The sequence below is a fragment of the Cupriavidus sp. TMH.W2 genome, from assembly GCF_050847365.1.
Lineage (GTDB): Bacteria > Pseudomonadota > Gammaproteobacteria > Burkholderiales > Burkholderiaceae > Cupriavidus.
This window is the reverse complement of record NZ_CP193793.1, coordinates 2,375,415-2,393,915: the sequence shown is the minus strand read 5'-3', so window position 1 is coordinate 2,393,915 and position 18,501 is coordinate 2,375,415. Positions and strand designations below refer to the sequence as shown.

General features: G+C 67.1%; 18 protein-coding genes and 1 pseudogene. 7 read left to right on the top strand and 12 right to left on the bottom strand.

The annotated features are described in order from the left end of the window. The first annotated feature begins 74 nt into the window (after positions 1 to 74). Positions 75 to 1,760: a SulP family inorganic anion transporter gene (locus ACREYQ_RS28220; RefSeq protein ID WP_432261258.1), complete on the top strand. Its 1,686-nt coding sequence runs from the start codon at positions 75 to 77 to the stop codon at positions 1,758 to 1,760. 1 nt (position 1,761) lies between these two features. Here the strand turns inward: ACREYQ_RS28220 and ACREYQ_RS28215 are convergent, their stop codons facing one another. Next, complete coding sequence (locus ACREYQ_RS28215; protein WP_432261257.1) at positions 1,762 to 1,956, bottom strand: CopG family transcriptional regulator; 195 nt, start codon at positions 1,954 to 1,956, stop codon at positions 1,762 to 1,764. Positions 1,957 to 2,379: 423 nt separating this feature from the next. On the opposite strand from ACREYQ_RS28215, the gene ACREYQ_RS28210 reads away from it, so the two are divergent. From ACREYQ_RS28210 to ACREYQ_RS28200, 3 genes are all read left to right on the top strand, one after another. Continuing rightward, the gene (locus ACREYQ_RS28210; RefSeq protein WP_432261256.1) at positions 2,380 to 2,595 is read left to right on the top strand and encodes a hypothetical protein; all 216 of its coding nucleotides are present in this window, start codon (positions 2,380 to 2,382) and stop codon (positions 2,593 to 2,595) included. Positions 2,596 to 3,145: 550 nt separating this feature from the next. Beyond that, on the top strand, positions 3,146 to 3,898 hold the full coding sequence (locus tag ACREYQ_RS28205) for a hypothetical protein (protein WP_432261255.1): 753 nt from the start codon (positions 3,146 to 3,148) through the stop codon (positions 3,896 to 3,898). 89 nt (positions 3,899 to 3,987) lie between these two features. Further along, positions 3,988 to 4,323, top strand: a complete 336-nt coding sequence (locus tag ACREYQ_RS28200) for a DUF4952 domain-containing protein (RefSeq protein WP_432261254.1) — start codon at positions 3,988 to 3,990, stop codon at positions 4,321 to 4,323. Between the two features lie 133 nt (positions 4,324 to 4,456). Here ACREYQ_RS28200 and ACREYQ_RS28195 read toward each other — a convergent pair whose 3' ends face one another. The 4 genes and pseudogenes from ACREYQ_RS28195 to ACREYQ_RS28180 form a co-directional block, all read right to left on the bottom strand. Then, positions 4,457 to 5,575 carry a dihydrolipoamide acetyltransferase family protein gene (locus tag ACREYQ_RS28195; RefSeq protein ID WP_432261253.1) on the bottom strand — a complete coding sequence of 373 codons (1,119 nt, stop codon included), beginning with the start codon at positions 5,573 to 5,575 and terminating at the stop codon, positions 4,457 to 4,459. Between the two features lie 27 nt (positions 5,576 to 5,602). Beyond that, positions 5,603 to 6,580 (bottom strand): alpha-ketoacid dehydrogenase subunit beta, encoded by a 978-nt coding sequence (locus tag ACREYQ_RS28190; RefSeq protein WP_432261252.1) that lies wholly within the window; start codon positions 6,578 to 6,580, stop codon positions 5,603 to 5,605. 59 nt (positions 6,581 to 6,639) lie between these two features. Next, on the bottom strand, positions 6,640 to 7,725 hold the full coding sequence (pdhA, locus tag ACREYQ_RS28185) for a pyruvate dehydrogenase (acetyl-transferring) E1 component subunit alpha (protein ID WP_432261251.1): 1,086 nt from the start codon (positions 7,723 to 7,725) through the stop codon (positions 6,640 to 6,642). Between the two features lie 254 nt (positions 7,726 to 7,979). Further along, a pseudogene (locus ACREYQ_RS28180) lies at positions 7,980 to 8,240 on the bottom strand (MetQ/NlpA family ABC transporter substrate-binding protein); the annotation flags it as partial. 308 nt (positions 8,241 to 8,548) lie between these two features. Here ACREYQ_RS28180 and ACREYQ_RS28175 point away from each other — a divergent pair. After that, positions 8,549 to 9,319, top strand: a complete 771-nt coding sequence (locus tag ACREYQ_RS28175) for a class I SAM-dependent methyltransferase (RefSeq protein ID WP_432261250.1) — start codon at positions 8,549 to 8,551, stop codon at positions 9,317 to 9,319. Positions 9,320 to 9,321: 2 nt separating this feature from the next. On the opposite strand, the gene ACREYQ_RS28170 is transcribed toward ACREYQ_RS28175, so the two are convergent. Together ACREYQ_RS28170 and ACREYQ_RS28165 are read right to left on the bottom strand one after the other, a co-directional pair. Continuing rightward, positions 9,322 to 9,687 carry a helix-turn-helix domain-containing protein gene (locus ACREYQ_RS28170; RefSeq protein ID WP_432261249.1) on the bottom strand — a complete coding sequence of 122 codons (366 nt, stop codon included), beginning with the start codon at positions 9,685 to 9,687 and terminating at the stop codon, positions 9,322 to 9,324. A gap of 143 nt (positions 9,688 to 9,830) precedes the next feature. After that, complete coding sequence (locus tag ACREYQ_RS28165) at positions 9,831 to 10,064, bottom strand: IclR family transcriptional regulator (RefSeq protein WP_234825046.1); 234 nt, start codon at positions 10,062 to 10,064, stop codon at positions 9,831 to 9,833. 511 nt (positions 10,065 to 10,575) lie between these two features. Between ACREYQ_RS28165 and ACREYQ_RS28160 the strand changes: the two genes are divergently transcribed. Continuing rightward, on the top strand, positions 10,576 to 11,823 hold the full coding sequence (locus tag ACREYQ_RS28160) for a diguanylate cyclase (RefSeq protein ID WP_432261248.1): 1,248 nt from the start codon (positions 10,576 to 10,578) through the stop codon (positions 11,821 to 11,823). A gap of 8 nt (positions 11,824 to 11,831) precedes the next feature. Here the strand turns inward: ACREYQ_RS28160 and nfsB are convergent, their stop codons facing one another. Beyond that, entirely contained in the window at positions 11,832 to 12,485 is a 654-nt protein-coding gene (gene nfsB / locus ACREYQ_RS28155; RefSeq protein WP_432261247.1) for an oxygen-insensitive NAD(P)H nitroreductase, read from the bottom strand. Between the two features lie 251 nt (positions 12,486 to 12,736). Here nfsB and ACREYQ_RS28150 point away from each other — a divergent pair, with 251 nt between their 5' ends. Beyond that, positions 12,737 to 13,996 (top strand): Hsp70 family protein, encoded by a 1,260-nt coding sequence (locus tag ACREYQ_RS28150; RefSeq protein ID WP_432261246.1) that lies wholly within the window; start codon positions 12,737 to 12,739, stop codon positions 13,994 to 13,996. A gap of 28 nt (positions 13,997 to 14,024) precedes the next feature. Here the strand turns inward: ACREYQ_RS28150 and ACREYQ_RS28145 are convergent, their stop codons facing one another. The 4 genes from ACREYQ_RS28145 to ACREYQ_RS28130 form a co-directional block, all read right to left on the bottom strand. After that, the gene (locus ACREYQ_RS28145) at positions 14,025 to 14,702 is read right to left on the bottom strand and encodes a phosphorylase (RefSeq protein ID WP_432261245.1); all 678 of its coding nucleotides are present in this window, start codon (positions 14,700 to 14,702) and stop codon (positions 14,025 to 14,027) included. Further along, entirely contained in the window at positions 14,699 to 16,732 is a 2,034-nt protein-coding gene (gene shc, locus ACREYQ_RS28140) for a squalene--hopene cyclase (RefSeq protein WP_432261244.1), read from the bottom strand. The genes ACREYQ_RS28145 and shc overlap by 4 nt, the downstream gene beginning before the upstream one ends. A 60-nt stretch (positions 16,733 to 16,792) precedes the next feature. Then, positions 16,793 to 17,659, bottom strand: coding sequence for a presqualene diphosphate synthase HpnD (hpnD, locus tag ACREYQ_RS28135; RefSeq protein ID WP_432261243.1), 867 nt, complete (start codon positions 17,657 to 17,659; stop codon positions 16,793 to 16,795). A gap of 225 nt (positions 17,660 to 17,884) precedes the next feature. Continuing rightward, complete coding sequence (locus ACREYQ_RS28130; protein ID WP_010810931.1) at positions 17,885 to 18,088, bottom strand: cold-shock protein; 204 nt, start codon at positions 18,086 to 18,088, stop codon at positions 17,885 to 17,887. Positions 18,089 to 18,501: the final 413 nt, after the last annotated feature.

Below are 18,501 nucleotides of genomic sequence, written 5' to 3'. Positions count from 1 at the left end.
GGGGAGCGGCGGACATTAACATCCTGTTATCATCCAATGCACCTTGTTCCTGCACCAACCCGAGGGATCAACGCATGATCGCGCTGCGCGAAGCTTGGCTGGCCGGATTGTTCCGACGCGGCAACTGGCTGCCGAATATCGTGTCGGGCGTGATCGTCGGGGTGGTGGCGCTGCCGCTGGCAATGGCCTTTGCGATTGCGTCCGGTGCCAAGCCGGAGCAGGGCCTGTACACGGCCATCGTCGCCGGGCTGGCGGTGTCGCTGTTCGGCGGTAGCCGGTTGCAGATCGCCGGGCCCACCGGCGCCTTTATCGTGGTGCTGTCCGCGGTGACTGCGCGCCATGGCATCGACGGCCTGCAGATCGCCACCCTGATGGCGGGGCTGATCCTGCTGGCGATGGGCCTGACACGGCTGGGCAGCGTGATCCGGTTTATCCCCGCGCCGGTGATTGTCGGCTTCACGGCGGGCATCGGCGTGATCATCTTCGTCGGCCAGTGGCGCGACTTCTTCGGCCTGCCGCCGGTGGCAGGCGAGCATTTCCACGAAAAATTCTGGCACTTGCTGCAGGCGCTGCCGCAATGGCACCCGGCGACCACCGCGCTGGCGCTTGGCAGCCTGGCCCTGGTCGTGGGCGCGCCGCGCGTGCGCTGGCTGCGGCGTATCCCCGGGCCGCTGGTGGCACTGCTGGCAGCTACCGCGGTGCAGGCGCTGTTCCGCTTCGACGGCGTGGCCACCATCGGCACCGCCTTTGGCGGCCTGCCGCGCGGGCTGCCCGTGCCGGGGCTGCCTGACATGACGCTGGCCCGCGTGCTGGAGCTGGCCGGGCCGGCCTTCACCATCGCCATGCTGGGCGCGATCGAGTCGCTGCTGTCTGCGGTGGTGGCTGACGGCATGGCCGGCACCCGGCACGATTCCAACCAGGAGCTGGTCGGCCAGGGCATCGCCAACGTCCTGGCGCCACTGTTCGGCGGGTTTGCCGCCACCGGCGCCATCGCACGCACCGCCACCAATATCCGCAACGGCGGCAACAGCCCGCTGGCCGGCGTGGTGCATGCGCTGACGCTGGTGCTGGTGCTGCTGTTCCTGGCACCGCTGGCGGCCAGCGTGCCGCTGGCCACGCTGGCCGCGATCCTGTTCGTGGTGGCGTACAACATGAGCGAGATGCGCCAGTTCGCCCGCATGGTCCGCCGCGCGCCGCGCGCCGACGTGGCGATCCTGCTGATCACCTTCACCCTGACGGTGCTGACCGACCTGGTGGTGGCGGTCAATATCGGCGTGATCCTGGCCATGCTGCAGTTCCTGCGACGCATGTCGGCGTCGGTGGAGGTGGCGCGCCAGGATGCCTTGGACCTGGCGCGCGAACTGGGCGATGCCGACGCCGGCCTGCCGGCGCGCATGCCACCGGAGGTGCTGGTCTATGCGATCGACGGCCCTTTCTTCTTCGGCGCCGTCGAAGCCTGCGAGCGCGCGCTGGTGCAGACCCACACCGAGCCGCGCGTGCTGCTGATCCGCCTGGGCCGCGTGCCCTTCATGGACATGACCGGCCTGCAGACGCTGGAGGCGGTGATCGTCACGCTGCAGAAGCGCGGCGTGACGGTGGTGCTGGCCGAAGCCAACGAACGGGTCAGGGAAAAGCTGGCGCGCGCGGGCGTGCTGGCGGCGCTGGGGGAGGGCAACTACGCGGATTCGCTGGCGCAGGCGGTGCGGCGCAGCGGCGAACTGGCAGGGGAGGATAAAGGCGAGCGCAACGCCCCGCGCTGAGTTACTTCTTCTGCCGTGTGCTGCCCGCCGGCCTGGCCTTGGTGGCGTATTCCACGCCATGCTGGGCCAGGTATTCGCGGATCAGCTGGCGCACCACCTGCGACGGCGTCAGGTCCTGCGAGGCGCACAGGGTTTCAAAGGCCTTTTTCTTGACCGGATCGATCAGGATGGTAAGGCGGGCGGTCTTGGATTCCATGAGGGGTGTCCGGCTGTCCCGGCCGGTGATGGCGGCGGCGATTGGATGGGGATTATATACAGGGCAAAACAGCGCCGAGGCCAGCGTCTTCCCTCTCCCGAGCGGGAGTCTGCCCTGAAGAATCAGGACAGGCGTTCTCCATACCTGAATCCTAGGGCGCTCAAAATTCACATGCGCCGCCTTGATCAGCGCAAGCGCTTCCGCAAATTAAGGCATTGCCTATTCAGTTTCGCGACGGTCTTTGGCTCAATGGTCCTTTGGCAGAAGGCCATATCCATGCAAGGAGCCATGATGCAAGACAGGAAGAGCAAGAAGACTCACGTTGCAGCTTTCGAAGGTGCGAAGACCGCGAACGGCGGTGAAGTGTAAAAAGGCTCAGGGCAGATTCACTATGATGGCCGCCCCATTGTTCGGGTTGGCGATGTGGCGTCTTACCCGGACGGCAGCACGGCGGTGGTCATGGCAGGTGCAGGCAACGCGTGCGAGATGAAGGGAGTGTCTGTGGCAATCATCGGCAGCCCTTTGAGCAATGGGGACACCATCGTATCCAGCCCCGTGACGGCGTTGGAATTCCACGAGTTAGACGGCAATCCGATCCCCGGGTTACTCGACCCCGCCTATTTCCCAGTACGCGCATAGGCGGTCACTATGCCGGATATCCGATACGCGCTCCGGAACGGAGACAAGACCAGCACAAACGGTGTACTCGCTGGTACGGGCCGGAGTGTAATCCATCACGGTGTACTGGTAGGTGTTGAAGGCGACTTTGCAACCTGTCCCGCTTGCAAGGCTGGCGGCCCTGTGATGAACGACTGCCTCGTGCCTTCAGTGTGCACGGAAAAAAATTGTTAGTGACGGGCGCGCGTGTCTATTGCAAATGCCCAGTCCATCCATTCGTCATTCACTCGCGAACAGATTTCAGCATTGAGGTAAGCGGCGGACATCACCAAGCCGTGGCTCACGTCCCGCCGTATGCGAATGGTTCGACGGACGAGCAAACACTGGAATACGACGAACTAATTGTCCTGGAGGACGAGGACGGGCAACCGGTAGTCAATCAACGCTACAAGATAACTGCAGAAGACGGGCAAGTTTTTGAGGGCGTGACTGATGGTGCCGGGGAAACTTCCCGAGTTCGTACGAAAGGTCCAATAAAACTCATCGTCGAACTGATATAAGTGCAATCAATATGGCCAACTACGTACAGAACCATATCGCCACATCGAACCAGAAGCAAGGCAGCAGGCATGCAGCCACCATTGAGACACGCTACGTCAAGCTGGACGAGGACACGTATGGCTGGTTGAAGGTCGCGTTAGAGGGGGGTGGCTTTACATTTCTCTGTGAATATACCAAGGTGACAATGGTAGCGACCAGAAACGGCCGCACCTATTTCAAGATCGCTGACGGGTGGAGCGGCTACACCGGCCACACGGCGAGCTTGTCCGAAGAGAATGCAGCAAAGCACCTGATGAAGACGGCCCCGACTGTCGCGACGGAAATCGTGAGAGTCAAATATGATGCGCGCAGAGAGGAGGTGTCGCCATTTAAAGGAAGGTTGTTACAGCAGTGGGCAACTTTATGCGTCAAAGGACAGCCCATAACGGTGACCCTTAATAGTGTCTGGAATGGTGCATTTACGCCGATTTCGCCAGGGACTCATCGCGTCATGGCGCCGGACACCTCTCACGCCCAGATTTCGACGCGCGGCTATCGCGATACGTTTCCCAGCCGAATCAAAGCGAACGATGTCTGGTTTCCCATCGAGTTGGCTGGAACGACGGGAAACTCATCGCGTTATATCCATATCGGCCACCTGTCTGAGGGCTGTGTGACCGTCCATGAGATCGAGCGATGGAATCTTGTTTACAATTTCCTGATCTCACACCGTCTGCCGGATAGCAAGGGTAGATACGTTGCATTGTTGGAGGTAGCTGTTTGAGATGGCTCTTTTTGATGTGTCTGCTTGCCTGTCTGGAAAGCGCCGCTGCCACGGAAATGCCAGCGCCACCCCTCGTGTGCGGTGACTTCATGAATCGCCTCGGTCTACAAAGACCCGACGTGGAGTTCGTCAGTTGCAATCGAATCCACAGTCCGGATCCGGGTATGGAAAGGTTGGAGGCGATCTACCGCGTCAAGGGAAAGGATATTGCGAAGGTGGAGGACTGGCTGGTTCGCTTCGCCAAAGTCAGTCGATTGAAATTTGCATGCTGTGGCTGGGAAACCAGAGAGGGGGAATTTACCGGTCGCGACGGCGCGCGGTACACGATTGGCATGGGAGGTGAGGCCAGGGTCAGTCAGCGCAGTGAACTTGCCAAGATCCCCTTCTTGAATCTGTACATAACGCATTATTTATATGAGCCATAAGGGCCGTGCTTGATCCTCGGCGCGCTCTTGATGCACCGATGTATCAGGTACCCGTGCAGGGCGACCGATGTCAGGTATGCCTCGATCATGTGCGGGGGTATTTCATTGCGGCGGCATTGGCGCCGGCCGCCCCCTATACTGCCATCTCCAGATCCGCAATCACCGCCGCCAGAAACCGCGCCGCCTCCCCACCCGTTACCACGCGATGGTCAAACGTCAGGCTCAGCGGCATCACCCGGTGCACCGCCGGCACGCCGCCGGCGGCCACCACTTCGTCGCGCATGCGCCCGGCCCCCAGGATCGCCACGGTTGGCGGCACGACGATGGGCGCGGCATAGCGCCCGGCCATCATGCCGAAGTTGGACAGCGTGATGGTGTTGCCGCGCATCTCCTCCGGCGCGATGGTGCGCGCGCGGATGTCGGCGCGCATGCGGTCCAGGCCGTGGCGCAGGTCGGCCGCGTCGCGGTTGCCGACGTTGCGCAGCACCGGCACGAACAGGCCTTCGGGCAGGTCGGCGGCAATGCCGACGTCGATCTTCTTCAGCACGTGGCGGCGGCCGGTCTGGCCTTCGTACCAGGCATTGAGGCCGGGCTCGGCGCGGCAGCCGGCGACCAGGGCGCGCACCAGCCGGATGGTGACGTCGGCGCCGGGCAGCCAGGCGTGGATGTCGGCGTCGTCCATCACGGTGGCGGCGGCCACTTCGGCCTGCGCGCGCGCCATGTTCTGCGCCATCGCGCGGCGCACGCCGCGCAGCACTTCGGGTGCGCCCAGTTCGGCCAGCGTGGCGGCCACGCGTTCGACATCGGCGGCGGTCACCACGCCTTCGGGCCCGGAAGCCGTGGCCATGGCCAGGTCCACGCCCAGCCGGCGTGCCAGTGCACGCACCGCGGGCGTGGCCTTGACGTGTGCGGCGATGCTGGCGACGGGCGCCGCGGTGCCGGGTGGCGCGGCTTCATTGACCACATGCGTGCCGACCTGGACCGAGCCCACCACGGTGCCCGCGTCGGCATCCTCGCCTGCGCCTTCGAAGCCGACCAGCGGCGCGCCCAGGTGGACGATGTCGCCGGGCTGCGCAAACAACTTGCCGATGGTGCCGGCATAGGGCGACGGGATTTCCACGATCGCCTTGGCCGTCTCCACCGACAGCAGCGGCTGGTCCGCGGCCACGGTGTCGCCGGTCTTGACGTGCCAGGTCACGATCTCGGCCTCCTGCAGGCCTTCGCCCAGGTCGGGCAGCTTGAAGACTCTCATCAACGGCCCTCCTTGCCAATCCATGCGTTATGCCGCCATCGCCCTGCGCGCCGCGTCGACAATGCGGGCGACGCCTGGCAGGTAGGTGTATTCCAGCCGCGCCAGCGGCACCACGGTATCGAAGCCGGTCACGCGCTGCACCGGCGCTGCCAGCGAGTAAAGGCCCGCATCGGCCAGCTGCGCGGCGATCTCCGCACCAAAGCCGGCGGTGCGCGGGGCCTCGTGCACGATCACGCAGCGGCCGGTGCGCGCCACCGCTTCCAGGATGGTCTGCATGTCCAGCGGCTTGAGCGTGGCCACGTCGATGACGGTGGCGGTGACACCCTCGCCGGCCAGCGCGTCGGCGGCGGCGAGCGTCTCCTGCACCATCGCGCCCCAGCTTACCAGCGTGATATCGCTGCCTTCGCGCAGCGTGAAGCAAGTGTCCAGCGGCAGCGCCGCGCCGTCGTTGGCCACTTCCTGCCGGAACAGGCGGTACAGCCGCGTGGGTTCGAGGAAGATGACCGGGTCCGGATCGGCGATGGCCGCCAGCAGCAGCCCGTACGCGCGCGCCGGCGACGACGGCACCACCACGCGGATGCCGGGCATGTGCGCGAACATCGCTTCGGGGCTTTCGGAATGGTGTTCGGGCGCATGGATGCCGGCGCCGCACGGCGAGCGCACCACCAGCGGACAGGTCAGGCGCCCGCGCGTGCGGTGCCGCATGCGTGCGGCGTGGTTGATGATGTGATCGACCGTCGGGTAGATAAAGCCGGTGAACTGGATCTCGGCCACGGGCCTGAGCCCCATCGCCGCCATGCCGATTGCCGCGCCGACGATGCCGCCCTCGGCCAGCGGTGTATCCATGACGCGCGCGGCGCCAAAGCGCGACTGCAGGCCCGCGGTGGCGCGGAACACGCCGCCGTTGACGCCGATGTCCTCGCCCAGCAGCAGCACATCGGGATCGTGCTCCAGTGCATGGGCCAGCGCCAGGTTGACTGCTTCGACCAGATTGATTTCCGCCATGGTTCCCTCGCTGTGGAACAGGACACGATGTCGATGGACGGTCGCGCGGGAATCGCCGGCTATCCGTGCGGTGCCGGGAAGCGCCGGGCAATCTCCAGCTGCGCCTGCAGTTCGGGCGGCATGGCCGCGAACAGGCAATCGAACATCGCGGCCGGGTCGGGCGGCGGCAGGGCCAAGTACGCTTCAACGGCCTGCGCCACCTGCTGCGAGCAGGCCTTGACCAGTGCTTCTTCGCGCCCCGCATCCCATGCATCCAGCGCCAGCAGATGGGTGCGCAGCCGCAGCAGCGGCTCTTCCTGCCAGTGCGCCTTGACGCTGGCCTCGTCGCGGTAGCGCGAGGCATCGTCGGCGGTGGTGTGGTCGCCCAGCCGGTAGGTGATGGCCTCGATCAGGGCAGGGCCGCCGCCGGCGCGGGCGCGCTCGATGGCTTCGCCCACGCGGTGCCGCACCGCGACCACGTCGTTGCCGTCGATCTGCTCGCCCGGGATGCCCGCGGCAATGGCCTTCTGCGCCAGCGTCTGCGCCGCGGTCTGGCCGCTGCGCGGCATCGAGATCGCCCACTGGTTGTTGTTGATCACGATCACCAGCGGCGCGTGCCATGCGCCGGCCATGTTCATGCCCTCGTAGAAATCACCCTTGGAGGTGCCCCCGTCGCCCAGCAGGCAGACCGCCACGCGCGGCTCGTCGCGCAGCTCGAACGCATAGGCGGCGCCGGCCGCGTGGCATACCTGGGTACCGATCGGGACGCAGTTGGCAAAATCATGCGGCGCCGCCGCAAAGCCGCTGCCGCGCTCGTCGCCGCCCCAGTACAGCAGGCTCTCGGTCATCGTGACGCCCCGTACAAACTGCGCCGCGTGATCGCGGTAGGAGGGCACCAGCACGTCCTCGGGCCGCATGGCATGGGCCACGCCTACGCCGATGGCCTCCTGGCCCAGCGCCGAGGCGAAGGTGCCGATCTTGCCGGTGCGCTGCATGGCAATGGCTTTCAGGTCGAACTGGCGTGTCAGCACCATCGCCTGGTACAGCGGCACCAGTGCGTCAGGGTCGCTGGCGAATGGCGGAGGGGGAGAGGTGGGGGAGGATGTGTCGCCCGGGGGGGCAAGGTAACGGGTATAGCCGATCTCAAAGCGCGCAACCGTGGACATGGCAGGTCTCTCGATGCGGTTGTCTCGACAGGATCCGCAGGGACGGTCGCGAGGATCTTCGCGGCTATCCGCAGCAATGATCGCGTTGTGATCCCTGCCGTGCTTTTTGGGCGCGGGGGACTTGAGCTTGAGTGTAGGGCATTTGCGCGGCGGGCGCGGCACAAAATTGTCTTGCTGCGCACAATGCGCGCGGCAACGTCTCTGGAAGAAAAATGCGCCCGTGGGCGCTTCGTTGCTGGCGGGAGCGCGGTGGCTCAGCGCTGGTACGGCGGCTGGACGAAGCCAGCAAAGCGCTGCTGCGTCACGGCCTTGAACTCGGCCGACGCGCAGGCCTCGCGGATGTCCTTGACGAAGGGTTTGTCCAGGTCCGCCGTCTTCACCGCCACCAGGCTCATGTAGTAGTCGTGGCTCTTCTCCAGCGCCAGCGCCGAGGTCAGCCTCAGGCCCGAGGCCAGCGCATAGTTGCCGTTGATGAAGGCGTAGTCGACATCGTGGAGCGAGCGCGGCAGCTGCGCCCAGGTACTTCTGCACCAGCGCGTGGTCGGCCTGGTCAGGCAGGCCGGCAAAGTTGACCCAGTCCACCTTGGGAGCCGGCTTGACGAGACGATGTTGTCGCCGGCCTCGGCTTCCCCCGTATGGCAGAGCCTGTCATGACGACCGCATCCGCCCACGCCAGTGTTTCGCGCCAGCGGCGACACCATGCTGGAGCGGCTCTCGGTGCGCCGCTGGGGCATGCAGCATTAAGCGCTGCCTTGCCCGACGCCGGGATGGCGAGTAGGCTACGGCACCGGTAACCAACCGGAAAAATCCGCGGAGCCCGCCCATGACCGCCATCCACGAAGCCGCCGCACAGGGATTTGCCAGCCAGGCCGATGCCTACGCGCGCGGACGTCCCGAATATCCCGCTGCAATCGATGGCTGGCTGCGCGGCACGCTGGGCCTGCACGCCGGCCGTACCGCGCTGGACCTGGGCGCGGGCACCGGCAAGTTCACGCGCCGGCTGGTGGAAACAGGGGCGGCGGTGATCGCGGTCGAACCGGTGGCGCAGATGCGCGCGCAGCTGTTCGCGGCGCTGCCGTCGGTGCAGGTGCTGGCAGGCAGCGCCGAGGCCATCCCGCTGCCCGATGCCAGCGTCGACGCCGTGGTCTGCGCGCAGGCCTTCCACTGGTTTGCCAATGCGGGCGCAATGGCGGAAATCCGCCGCGTGCTGCGTCCCGGCGGCCCGCTCGGGCTGGTGTGGAACGTGCGCGATGAAAGCGTGGACTGGGTGGCGCAGCTGACGGCCATCATGACACCGCACGAAGGCGACGCGCCGCGCTTCTACAAGGGCGACTGGAAGCGGGTCTTTCCCGCCGAGGGGTTCGGGCCGCTGGCGCTGCAGAGCCTGCCCTACACGCATGTGGGCGCGCCGCAGCAGGTGATTGTGGACCGGGTCATGTCGGTCAGCTTCATTGCGTCGCTGCAGGCCGCTGAGCAGGACCGCGTGCGCCAGCGCCTGCAGGCCGTCATCGGACAGCATCCGGCGCTGTCGGGCCGTGCCGAGGTCGCCTTCCCCTACCGCACCGAGGCCTATCACTGCGAACGGCTCGCCTGAGCCTACATCGTTGCCTGGCGCACCCAGAATGCCGCACCGGTGCGCATGCCGCCGGGCACGCGCACCTGCGGCAACGCCGCGAGCCGCCTGGCAAGGGTACTGGCCTCGATCTGCTCCCAGATGTCCAGCATGCCGCGGACCTTGGGCAATGCGTTGACGCCGGCCAGCGTTGGCTGCCAGTCAGGGCTGCAGGACTGGAACAGCTGCGTGCCGAGCGCGGCCTCGAGCCGGCGGATCTGGTAATAGAGCCTTTGCGGCTGAATGTTGAGCGCCTGGGCGGCGCTGCCGGTGTCGCGATGCTGCATCAGCGCAACAAAGACACGCAGGGAGAGGAAGGTGACGCGTCGGTTGATGAATCGGTGAGCCATGCCCGTGCCGTGGCCGGGGCGCGCAGGCGCTGGTCCCCGGCGGATCGAAGGGATTCGATCGTAACGGGGCCTGGCGGGGCTGGTTGGAGCCGGATTCCGAAATGGTGCGGAGAATTTTCCTGCGATGCAGGCGTGCTGCCCGCTCAGTGCATCGGCAACTGGCCGATCGCGGTCAGCGCCTGCACGACTTCCGGCGACAGGCGGCGTTCACGGCACGGCACGCCTGCGGTCTCGAGCGTGGTCCACAGGTCCGCGTCGCCAGTGACGATGCGTTGCCGCAAGTGGGCCAGGTATGCGTACTCCGCGGAAGTCAGCGGGCGCGGGGCGCTGCGCAGGTCATCCAGGATGGCACCAAGCGAGAGTGCGGGAACGGTCATACCAAGGTCGGGAATAGCAGGGCGATGAGACATTGCGGCAGAAATACGGGGATAGCGCAGGGTTGAGCAACGCATGATTCTATCCATCCGGTGCAGCGGCTGCTTAAGCAAAAACCGGTAACTTTCCCTCTAATTCCGCTTGCAAACCAGTGAGTGGCGAGTAGGCGCGGGCAATGTGGCGCATGCGGTAGCCCAGGCGGCGGCGAAGGCGCTAAAGCGGGTGTCGGGGTGGCCGCCGACAGCGGCCATGGTGTTGCAGAAAAACGCCAGCGTGCGATCCGCGCGCGCCCTGGACTGAAGCCGGGAGCCCTTTCAGGTGAAGTCCACCCGACCCGGCTTGTCGGGGGTGTCACGGCGGCGCAAGCGCGGGCTATCATGCGGCTGGCCCTGAAAACAGTGCACATCACATGTTGTGAAATCAAGCGCGAAAAGTGCCTCGTCCGCCCCTGTGGCCTGATGCCCGCCGATCGATATTGACGGCACGGCAGACGGCATACTTTAGGAAATCCCCTTGCACCTGGATCAGCAAACCATTGCGGTGGTGATGATGGTGTTTTTCTCCAGCACGCTGATCATCGCAGCGGGGCTGGTGTTCGCGCTGCGCGCGAGCGAGGCGGGGCGGCTGTGGGCCTTCGGTCACTTGCTGGTGTCGGCCGCGGGCCTGGCGCTGGGCATCAGCGTGGCCAGCGGGACCGGCCAGCTTGGCATGTTCGGGGCCCTTGCCTTCGTGGCCGGCTGGCTGCTGATCTACCGCGGCGCGCGTGTCTATTACGGCTTGCCGGCGCATTCGGCGGCGCTGGCCGGCGTGGGGCTGGCCGTGCTGGGCCTGATGGCGGCCACCAGCGGCATGCCCGACGGACCGCAGCTGATGCTGCGCATCGTCTATGGCGTGCTGGCGCTGGTTTCGCTGGCCACCTTCGCCACGCTGGCGCGTGCCGGGCGAGGGCGCCGCAGCATCGGCGCGCCGCTGGTGCTGGTGGCCAGCCTGGTGCAGCTGGCCACGCAGCTGGCCGGCTTCAGCCATGCCATGAATCTGCCCGTGGCGGGCACAACCGCAGGGCCGCTGACGCTGTTCTTTGCCGGTCCGGCGGGATCGGCCTGGGTGCTGGCGCCGCTGATTGCCACGCTGTTGGGCTTGTTCGGCTTTACTGTGATGGCGATGGAGCAGATCGTCGCGCACAACGAGAGCGGCGCGCGCATGGACGCCCTGACCGGGCTGCTCAACCGCGGCGCGCTGGAGATGTCGGCGCTGTCGCTGGTGGCGCGCTGGCAGCGCGACGGACAGCCGCTGTCATGCCTGGTGATCGACATCGATTACTTCAAGCAGGTCAACGACAGCTTCGGCCACCACGCCGGCGACGCCGTGCTGCGCGAAGTTGCGCATGCGCTGGACAACTCGCGCCGCGCCTCGGACGTGGCCGGGCGCTATGGCGGCGAAGAGTTCTGCGTGCTGTGCCCGCATACCGATGAGCACCAGGCTTCGGCGCTGGCCAACCGGGTCCTGCGCAAGGTGCGGGCGATCGAACTGCCGGCCGGGCACGGCCACGCCAGCGTCAGCATCGGCGTGGCGCAGTTGCGCGGCGGCACGGGCAGCAAGGAAGCGCTGTGGCGCACCTTGTTTGCCGACGCCGACCGCGCGCTCTACCACGCCAAGGCGCATGGCCGCGACCGCTATGTGCTGGCGTCGTCGATGGCGGCGCCGGCAGCGAGCCCGGCACCTGCACCGCTGCTGGAACCGGAACCCGACCTGGCTGGCTGACCCCGGCATTACAGGAACGTAAACACCTCCTCGCGCGCGAGCCGTGACTTCGGCAGCGCGGCGTTGAAGTCCTGCGCGCTGCGGTAGCCCAGGCTGACCAGCGCCACGCTGGTCAGTCCGCGCTCGCGCAGGCCCAGTTCGAGGTCGAGCGCGCGGGTATCGATGCCTTCCATCGGCGTGGCGTCCACGCCCAGCGCGGCTGCGGCCACCAGCAGGCCGCCCAGCGCCAGGTAGACCTGGTGGGTCATCCAGTGCTGCAGGTCGCGCAGGTCGTAGCGGTGCAGGTCGACAAAGCCGCGGCGGCTCTTGTCCTGGCCGGCACGGGCGGCGTCATCGGCAAAACGCCCGTCGCGCTGCTCGGCGGCGAGGACGCCGGCCAGGTGAGCGGCATCCACCTCCGTGCGCACGCACAGCGCGATCACGTGCGAGGCATCCTGGATCTTCGCCGTGTTGTAAGCGTGGCGGTCGACGGTGGCGCGCGTCATGCGGGCCCGGGCCTCGGGCGTGGCGGCGACCACGAAGTGCCAAGGCTGGGAATTGACCGAGGACGGGCTCTTGTGCAGCACGGCGAGCAACTGATCCACGGTGGCCTGGGGCAGGGTGCGGCCTGCCTCGAAGGCCTTTGTGGTGTAGCGGGTGTCGACAATGTCGGAGAGATTCATGGCATGGCTCCAGGTGGATAGCGGCTGATGCAGGCCGCATCACGCCGAGGACGCCATCGTCCCAGTTGCCGTGCTGTTGAAAAACAGGCATTTGGTTGGCTCTGCTTTCAACAAATGTTTGAAAATAGCTTCCCGGCAACATCGTCTGCCGCGCAGGCTGCCATGGTCAGCGCGACTGCCCTACAATGACGCCCCCGCCCGTGCCGTCCTTGTGCCGCGCGGGCCACTTCGTCTTGCAGGGAACGGAATCGATGATGTCAAACGCATGTGGCCTGGACTTCGGCACGTCCAACTCAACGGTCGGCTGGAGCCGCCCGGAGCGGCCGGCGGCGCTGCTGCCGCTGGAAGACGGCAAGGTGACGCTGCCCTCGGTGATCTTCTTCCACGCGGAGGACCCGCTGGTCAGCTATGGCCGCGCGGCGCTGGGCGACTACCTGGAGGGCTATGAAGGCCGGCTGATGCGTTCGCTCAAGAGCCTGCTGGGCACCTCGATGATGGACGACAGCACCGAGGTGATGGGCCAGGCCATGCCGTTCCGCAAGCTGCTGGCGCATTTCATCCGCGAACTGAAGACCCGCGCCGAACAGGCCGCCGGCACCGAGTTCTCGCGCGCCGTGCTGGGCCGCCCGGTGTTCTTCATCGACGAGAACCCGGCCGCCGACCAGCTCGCCGAAGACACGCTGGCCGAGATCGCGCGCGACGCGGGGTTCGGCGAGATCGCGTTCCAGTACGAGCCGATCGCCGCGGCCTTTGACTACGAGGCCGGGATCACGCGCGAGGAACTGGTGCTGGTGGCCGATATCGGCGGCGGCACCTCCGACTTCTCGCTGGTGCGGCTCTCGCCCGAGCGCGCCGCGCGCAGCGACCGGCGCGACGACATCCTGGCCAATGGCGGCGTGCATATCGGCGGCACTGACTTCGACCGCGCGCTCAGCCTGGCGCGCGCCATGCCGTTGCTGGGACTGGGCAGCGAGCTGCGCAACGGCAAGGCGATGCCATCGAGCCAGTATTTCGACCTGGCCAGCTGGCACACCATCAACCTGGTCTATACGCGCAAGGCGTGGTCGCTGGTGATGGACAACTATCGCGACGCCGCCGACACCGTGAAGCTCGACCGGCTGGTGCGGCTGATCCGCGAACGCGCCGGCCACTGGCTGGCGATCCAGGTGGAAGCCGCCAAGATCGACTTGTCCGACGCGGGCAGCACCGACGTGGACCTGCACCGGCTGGAGCAGGGCCTGACGCTGACCATTACGCGCGACGAGTTCGATGAATCGATCGACAAGCTGGTGGTGAAGACCGAGCAGACCGTGCACAAGCTGCTGGCCGATGCCGGCGTGGATGGCGCCGCGGTCGATACCATCTTCTTCACCGGCGGCTCCAGCAGCGTGCCGCTGCTGCGGCAGCGGCTGGCGGCGCTGCTGCCTGAAGCGCGCTGCGTGGAGGGGGACCGGTTTGGCAGCATCGGCAGCGGGCTGGCACTGGATGCGGTGAGAAAGTTCGGGGGCTGAAGCGCGGTAGCGTATGCGCTCGGCCGGCTTATATGCGCATGTCGCGCAAGCCGTACGCATCCCCCAGCGCCAGCCGTGCCGCCCGCAGCGCCCCGCGCGCGGCCGCGGCATCGCCCGCCAGGCGCAGCAGCGCCGGCAATTGCCACGGCGCGCGCAGCAGCCCGCCCAGCACCGCACCCACATCGGTCTTGCCGTGTTCACCCATCCCCGCCGCCGCGGCAGCCGGCACCGCGCGGCTGGCCGGGTCGATCACCACGCGGCAAGCCCCGAACGGCAGCCGGCAAGCCGCCGCCATGCGCGCGGCGAGATGCGATTCCATGTCGACGCACAGCGCCCCTGTGGCCCGGTGCAGCACCTGCTTGGCGGCGACTGAAAGCACCGGCTGGTCAGCCCCGGCCGCGGTGCCGACCCTGGCTTGCGGCAGCGCCGCGTGCATGGCCCGGGTCCATGTCGTGTCGGTGTCGTAGCGCTCGCCAGGCGCGCAGACCGCATCCGCCAGCACCAGGTCGCCCGGCGCCAGCGTCGGGTCCAGCCCGCCCGCCACGCCAAAGCTGAGGATGCCCATGCAGTGCCGGCTGGCCATCTCGGACACGCCTTGCTCCAGCGCCAGGCCACGCAGCCCGTGCACCACGCGGCAATGCGGCCCGGCCGCGATGCGCGCTTCGAAATCCATGCCGGTGACGACCAGCACGAACGGTGCCGTCATAGCCCCCACGACACCTGGCCGGCGCCGCCGCGCTGCAGGTTGCGGTAGCGTGCCAGTGCCCACAGCGGAAAGAAGCGCGCGTAGCCGTGGTAGCGCAGGTAGAACACGCGCGGGAAGCCCACGGCGGTAAAGCGCGGCTCATGCCACAGGCCGCCGGCCGGCTGCGTGCGCAGCAGGTAGTCGATGCCTCGCGCCACCGCCGGATGCTGCGCGGCGCCGCCCGCCATCAGCGCCAGCAGCGCCCATGCGGTCTGGGAAGCCACGCTCGGCGCCGGCTCGTAGCCGCGGTAGTCCAGCCGGTAGCTGCTGCCGTCCTCGCCCCAGCCGCCGTCGGCGTTCTGTATCTGCACGAGCCAGTCCACGGCGCGGCGCATTTCTGGGCCTTCCGGGGGCAGGCCCGCGGCGTTCAGCGCGCACAACGCGCTCCAGGTGCCGTAGATATAGTTGGTGCCCCAGCGGCCGAACCAACTGCCGTCGGGCATCTGCTCGGCCAGCAGGTAGCGCAGCGCGCGCGCGGCGGGCTCGCTCTTGTCGGGCGTGGCGCCGGTCTGGCACAGCATCGACAGGCAGCGTGCCGACACGTCCGCGGTGGGCGGGTCCAGCAGCGCGCCATGGTCGGCAAACGGGATGTTGTTCAGGTACAGGTGCGTGTTCTCGGGCTCGAACGCGCCCCAGCCGCCGTTGCCGCTCTGCATGCCGACGATCCACTCGGAGGCGCGCGCCACCGCTTCGTCGTAGCGCCCCGGCGCGTCGTGCGCGCGCATGAAGCGGTCCATCGCGGCGGCCACCACGGCGGTGTCGTCCACGTCGGGATAGTAGGCATTGGCGTACTGGAAGGCCCAGCCGCCGGGGCGCACCAGCGGGCGGCGCACGACCCAGTCGCCGCGCACGTCCAGCACCTGCAGCGGCTTGAGCCAGTCCAGGCCGCGTCCGGCCGCCTGCGCCGCGCGCGCTTCGCCGGTTTCAAGCAAGGCGTGCGCGGCCAGCGAGGTATCCCACACCGGCGACAGGCAAGGCTGGCAATAGGCTTCGTCGCCGTGCTCGACCAGCAGCCGCTCGATCGAGCGGCGCGCCACGGCGCGCGCGGAATCGTCGGGCGGCACGCCCAGCACGTCAAACATCATCACGCTGTTGGCCATCGCCGGGAAGATCGCGCCCAGCCCGTCCTCGCCGTTGAGCCGTTCGCGCACGAAGGCCTGCGCCGCGGCAATCGCGCGCCGGCGCAGCATGCGCGGAAAGATCGGCTCGGCCACGCGCAGCAGCGCGTCCATGCCGCGGAACACGGTGTACCAGCCGGCGTGCTGGTGCGCGGCGCGCGGCGGCAGCCCCACCGTATGGCAGCTGCCGACGAACAGCTCGTTGATGCCGACCCCGCGCGGGTTGCGCGCCTGCGGGCGCAGGCTGTTGAGCACCAGCAGCGGCACGATCACCGTGCGCGCCCAGTACGAGACCTTGGACAGGTGGAACGGGAACCACTGCGGCAGCAGCATGATCTCCACCGGCATCATCGGCACCGCCGACCACGGCAGCACGCCGTACAGCGCCAGCAGCGTGCGCGTAAACACATTGCTGGCCTCGGCGCCGCCCATGGCATGGATGGCCTGGCGCGCGCGCTGCATAGGCGCGGCTTGCGGATCGTCGCCCGCCATCTTCAGCGCGAAATAGGCTTTCACGCTGGCGCTGATGTCCGAGCTGCCTTCATGGAACAGCGGCCAGCCGCCGTCGGGGTTTTGGATGCGGCGCAGGTAGCGGGCGATGCGCGCTTCCAGGTCCAGGTCCGGGTCCTCGCCGAGGTAGTGCACCATCAGCACGTATTCGGCGGGGATGGTGGCATCGGCTTCCAGTTCGTAGACCCAGTGGCCGTCGGGGCGCTGCTGGTGCAGCAGGGCATCGATCGCGCGGCCGATGCCGTGGTCCAGCGTTGGCTTTGGGGTGTGCGCCGCGGGCAGATCCCGGGCGCAGGCCGGCTGTGCCGGCGCCGGGTCGATCCTCGGCGTGACGTTGGCAAAGACGGTCTCGTTCGTCGACATGCAGACTCCTTGAGCCGGCGCATGGCGTGGCCATGCCCGGCATGCATCGGGTTGCCGCGCTCAGCCGATGGCGTGGCGCAGCACGATCCAGAGCAATTGCGCGCGCGGCAGGCGCACGCGCTGGCGCGGTGCGCGCCAGCCCTGTGCGCGCAGGCGCGCCAGGATGCGGTGGTAGACCTCCGCCATGATGCGCGGCGAGCGCACCTGGCGCGTCGGGCAGCGCGCCATGATGGCGTTGGCCTGGTCATAGTGGGCCTGGGCTTCCTGCGCCACGGCCGCGCACGCCTGCCCGAGCGCCGGGTGGGCGGTCACGGCCTGGGGCGTGCCCGGGCCGATGCCGGCCGCGGCCAGCGCCTCGGCCGGCAGGTAGAGCCGGCCGATGGCCGCGTCTTCATCGACATCGCGCAGGATATTGGTCAGCTGCAGCGCGCGGCCCAGGTGGTGCGCGAGCGCAATCCCGCACGACTCCTCCAGCCCGAACACGCGCACCGCCAGCCGGCCCACCGCGCTGGCGACGCGATCGCAATACAGGTCGAGGGTGGCGGCGTCGGGGGCGCGGATGTCCTGCACCACGTCCATGGTCATGCCGTCGATCACGGCAAGGAAGTCCGGCTGCTGCAGGTTGAAGGCCCGGATCTGCGCGCTCAGCGGCCGCAACGCCGCCGGCGGGTTGCCGGCGTAGCAGGCGCCGATATCGCGGCGCCAGGCGTCAAGCGCGTCCAGGCGTTCGGCATGCGGGGCGTTGCCGTCGGCGATGTCGTCGACGGCGCGGCAGAACGCATAGATCTCGAACATGGCCTGGCGCTGTGCCGCGGGCAGGATGCGCAGCGCGGCATGGAAGGAACTCCCGGCCGAAGCCGCGGGGCCCGCCTGGCTGCCGGCCACGGCAGTGGGGGATTCTGGCGTTGCGATCTGAGTACCGGCCACGTAACTCCTCGACACGCTGCTGGCCATCCCGCGCTGACCGCGCCGCATCTGCGCGCGCCCTGACGGGAGGGTGGTTGTGGGTCGGCGGATTATAGCAATTTCACCAGCAACGAGACCGCGGCGCACGCGGCCCCGGCACCGGAGCCCCAATGAAAAAGCCCCGCAACGACGCTGCGGGGCTTTCCCTGCCGGCTGATCCGTTGGACCAGCCCGGCCTCACCGGTATCAGAGGGCCTGAATCTTGGTGGCTTGCTCGCCCTTCTGGCCCATGGCCTTGACGTAGCGGACCTTCTGGCCTTCCTTCAGCGACTTGAAGCCATTGCCTTCGATCGCGGAGAAGTGAGCGAACAGGTCATTGCCGCCTTCGTCCGGCGTGATGAAGCCGAAGCCCTTGGCGTCGTTGAACCACTTAACGGTACCGGTTTCCATATCTATCTCAACCTTGAATTTCAAAATGAGCGAAAACGCTCGTTATACACCGTGTGCAATGCACCCAGCGGATCCCTTTTCTTATGTTCCCCGCCAGCGCATTCCATATGACTTCGATATGTCGCTGTCGTGACAACCGAAAACGTCACGGAACGACAACACCAAATGACACACCGAATGGGCGCTGCACAAGTGGGAATCATTCTGCCGAATTTTCCCGGTGTGTCAATCAGGCTAACTGCCTAATCATGATGAGAGGTTCCGACAGGAGATATTAGCGTTTTCTACATCGATGTCAGTTCAGTGAATTCCCTGATTTTTTATTGGCGGACTTGCCTGTGCGTGCACCACGGCCGGGGGCAGCGCCACACTCTCGTGCATAATGACTGCCGTCCGGTGCATGGCCGTGCCAC

Excerpts from the sequence above, each read along its gene's own strand:
- shc (WP_432261244.1), bottom strand. The coding sequence starts at position 16,732 with ATGTCGACGAACGAGACCGTCTTTGCCAACGTCACGCCGAGGATCGAC.
- ACREYQ_RS28175 (WP_432261250.1), top strand. The coding sequence starts at position 8,549 with ATGACCGCCATCCACGAAGCCGCCGCACAGGGATTTGCCAGCCAGGCC.
- pdhA (WP_432261251.1), bottom strand. The coding sequence starts at position 7,725 with ATGTCCACGGTTGCGCGCTTTGAGATCGGCTATACCCGTTACCTTGCC.
- ACREYQ_RS28170 (WP_432261249.1), bottom strand. The coding sequence starts at position 9,687 with ATGGCTCACCGATTCATCAACCGACGCGTCACCTTCCTCTCCCTGCGT.
- ACREYQ_RS28130 (WP_010810931.1), bottom strand. The coding sequence starts at position 18,088 with ATGGAAACCGGTACCGTTAAGTGGTTCAACGACGCCAAGGGCTTCGGC.
- ACREYQ_RS28165 (WP_234825046.1), bottom strand. The coding sequence starts at position 10,064 with ATGACCGTTCCCGCACTCTCGCTTGGTGCCATCCTGGATGACCTGCGC.
- nfsB (WP_432261247.1), bottom strand. The coding sequence starts at position 12,485 with ATGAATCTCTCCGACATTGTCGACACCCGCTACACCACAAAGGCCTTC.
- ACREYQ_RS28195 (WP_432261253.1), bottom strand. The coding sequence starts at position 5,575 with ATGAGAGTCTTCAAGCTGCCCGACCTGGGCGAAGGCCTGCAGGAGGCC.
- ACREYQ_RS28200 (WP_432261254.1), top strand. The coding sequence starts at position 3,988 with ATGAATCGCCTCGGTCTACAAAGACCCGACGTGGAGTTCGTCAGTTGC.
- ACREYQ_RS28215 (WP_432261257.1), bottom strand. The coding sequence starts at position 1,956 with ATGGAATCCAAGACCGCCCGCCTTACCATCCTGATCGATCCGGTCAAG.
- ACREYQ_RS28205 (WP_432261255.1), top strand. The coding sequence starts at position 3,146 with ATGGCCAACTACGTACAGAACCATATCGCCACATCGAACCAGAAGCAA.
- ACREYQ_RS28150 (WP_432261246.1), top strand. The coding sequence starts at position 12,737 with ATGATGTCAAACGCATGTGGCCTGGACTTCGGCACGTCCAACTCAACG.
- ACREYQ_RS28145 (WP_432261245.1), bottom strand. The coding sequence starts at position 14,702 with ATGACGGCACCGTTCGTGCTGGTCGTCACCGGCATGGATTTCGAAGCG.
- ACREYQ_RS28220 (WP_432261258.1), top strand. The coding sequence starts at position 75 with ATGATCGCGCTGCGCGAAGCTTGGCTGGCCGGATTGTTCCGACGCGGC.
- ACREYQ_RS28190 (WP_432261252.1), bottom strand. The coding sequence starts at position 6,580 with ATGGCGGAAATCAATCTGGTCGAAGCAGTCAACCTGGCGCTGGCCCAT.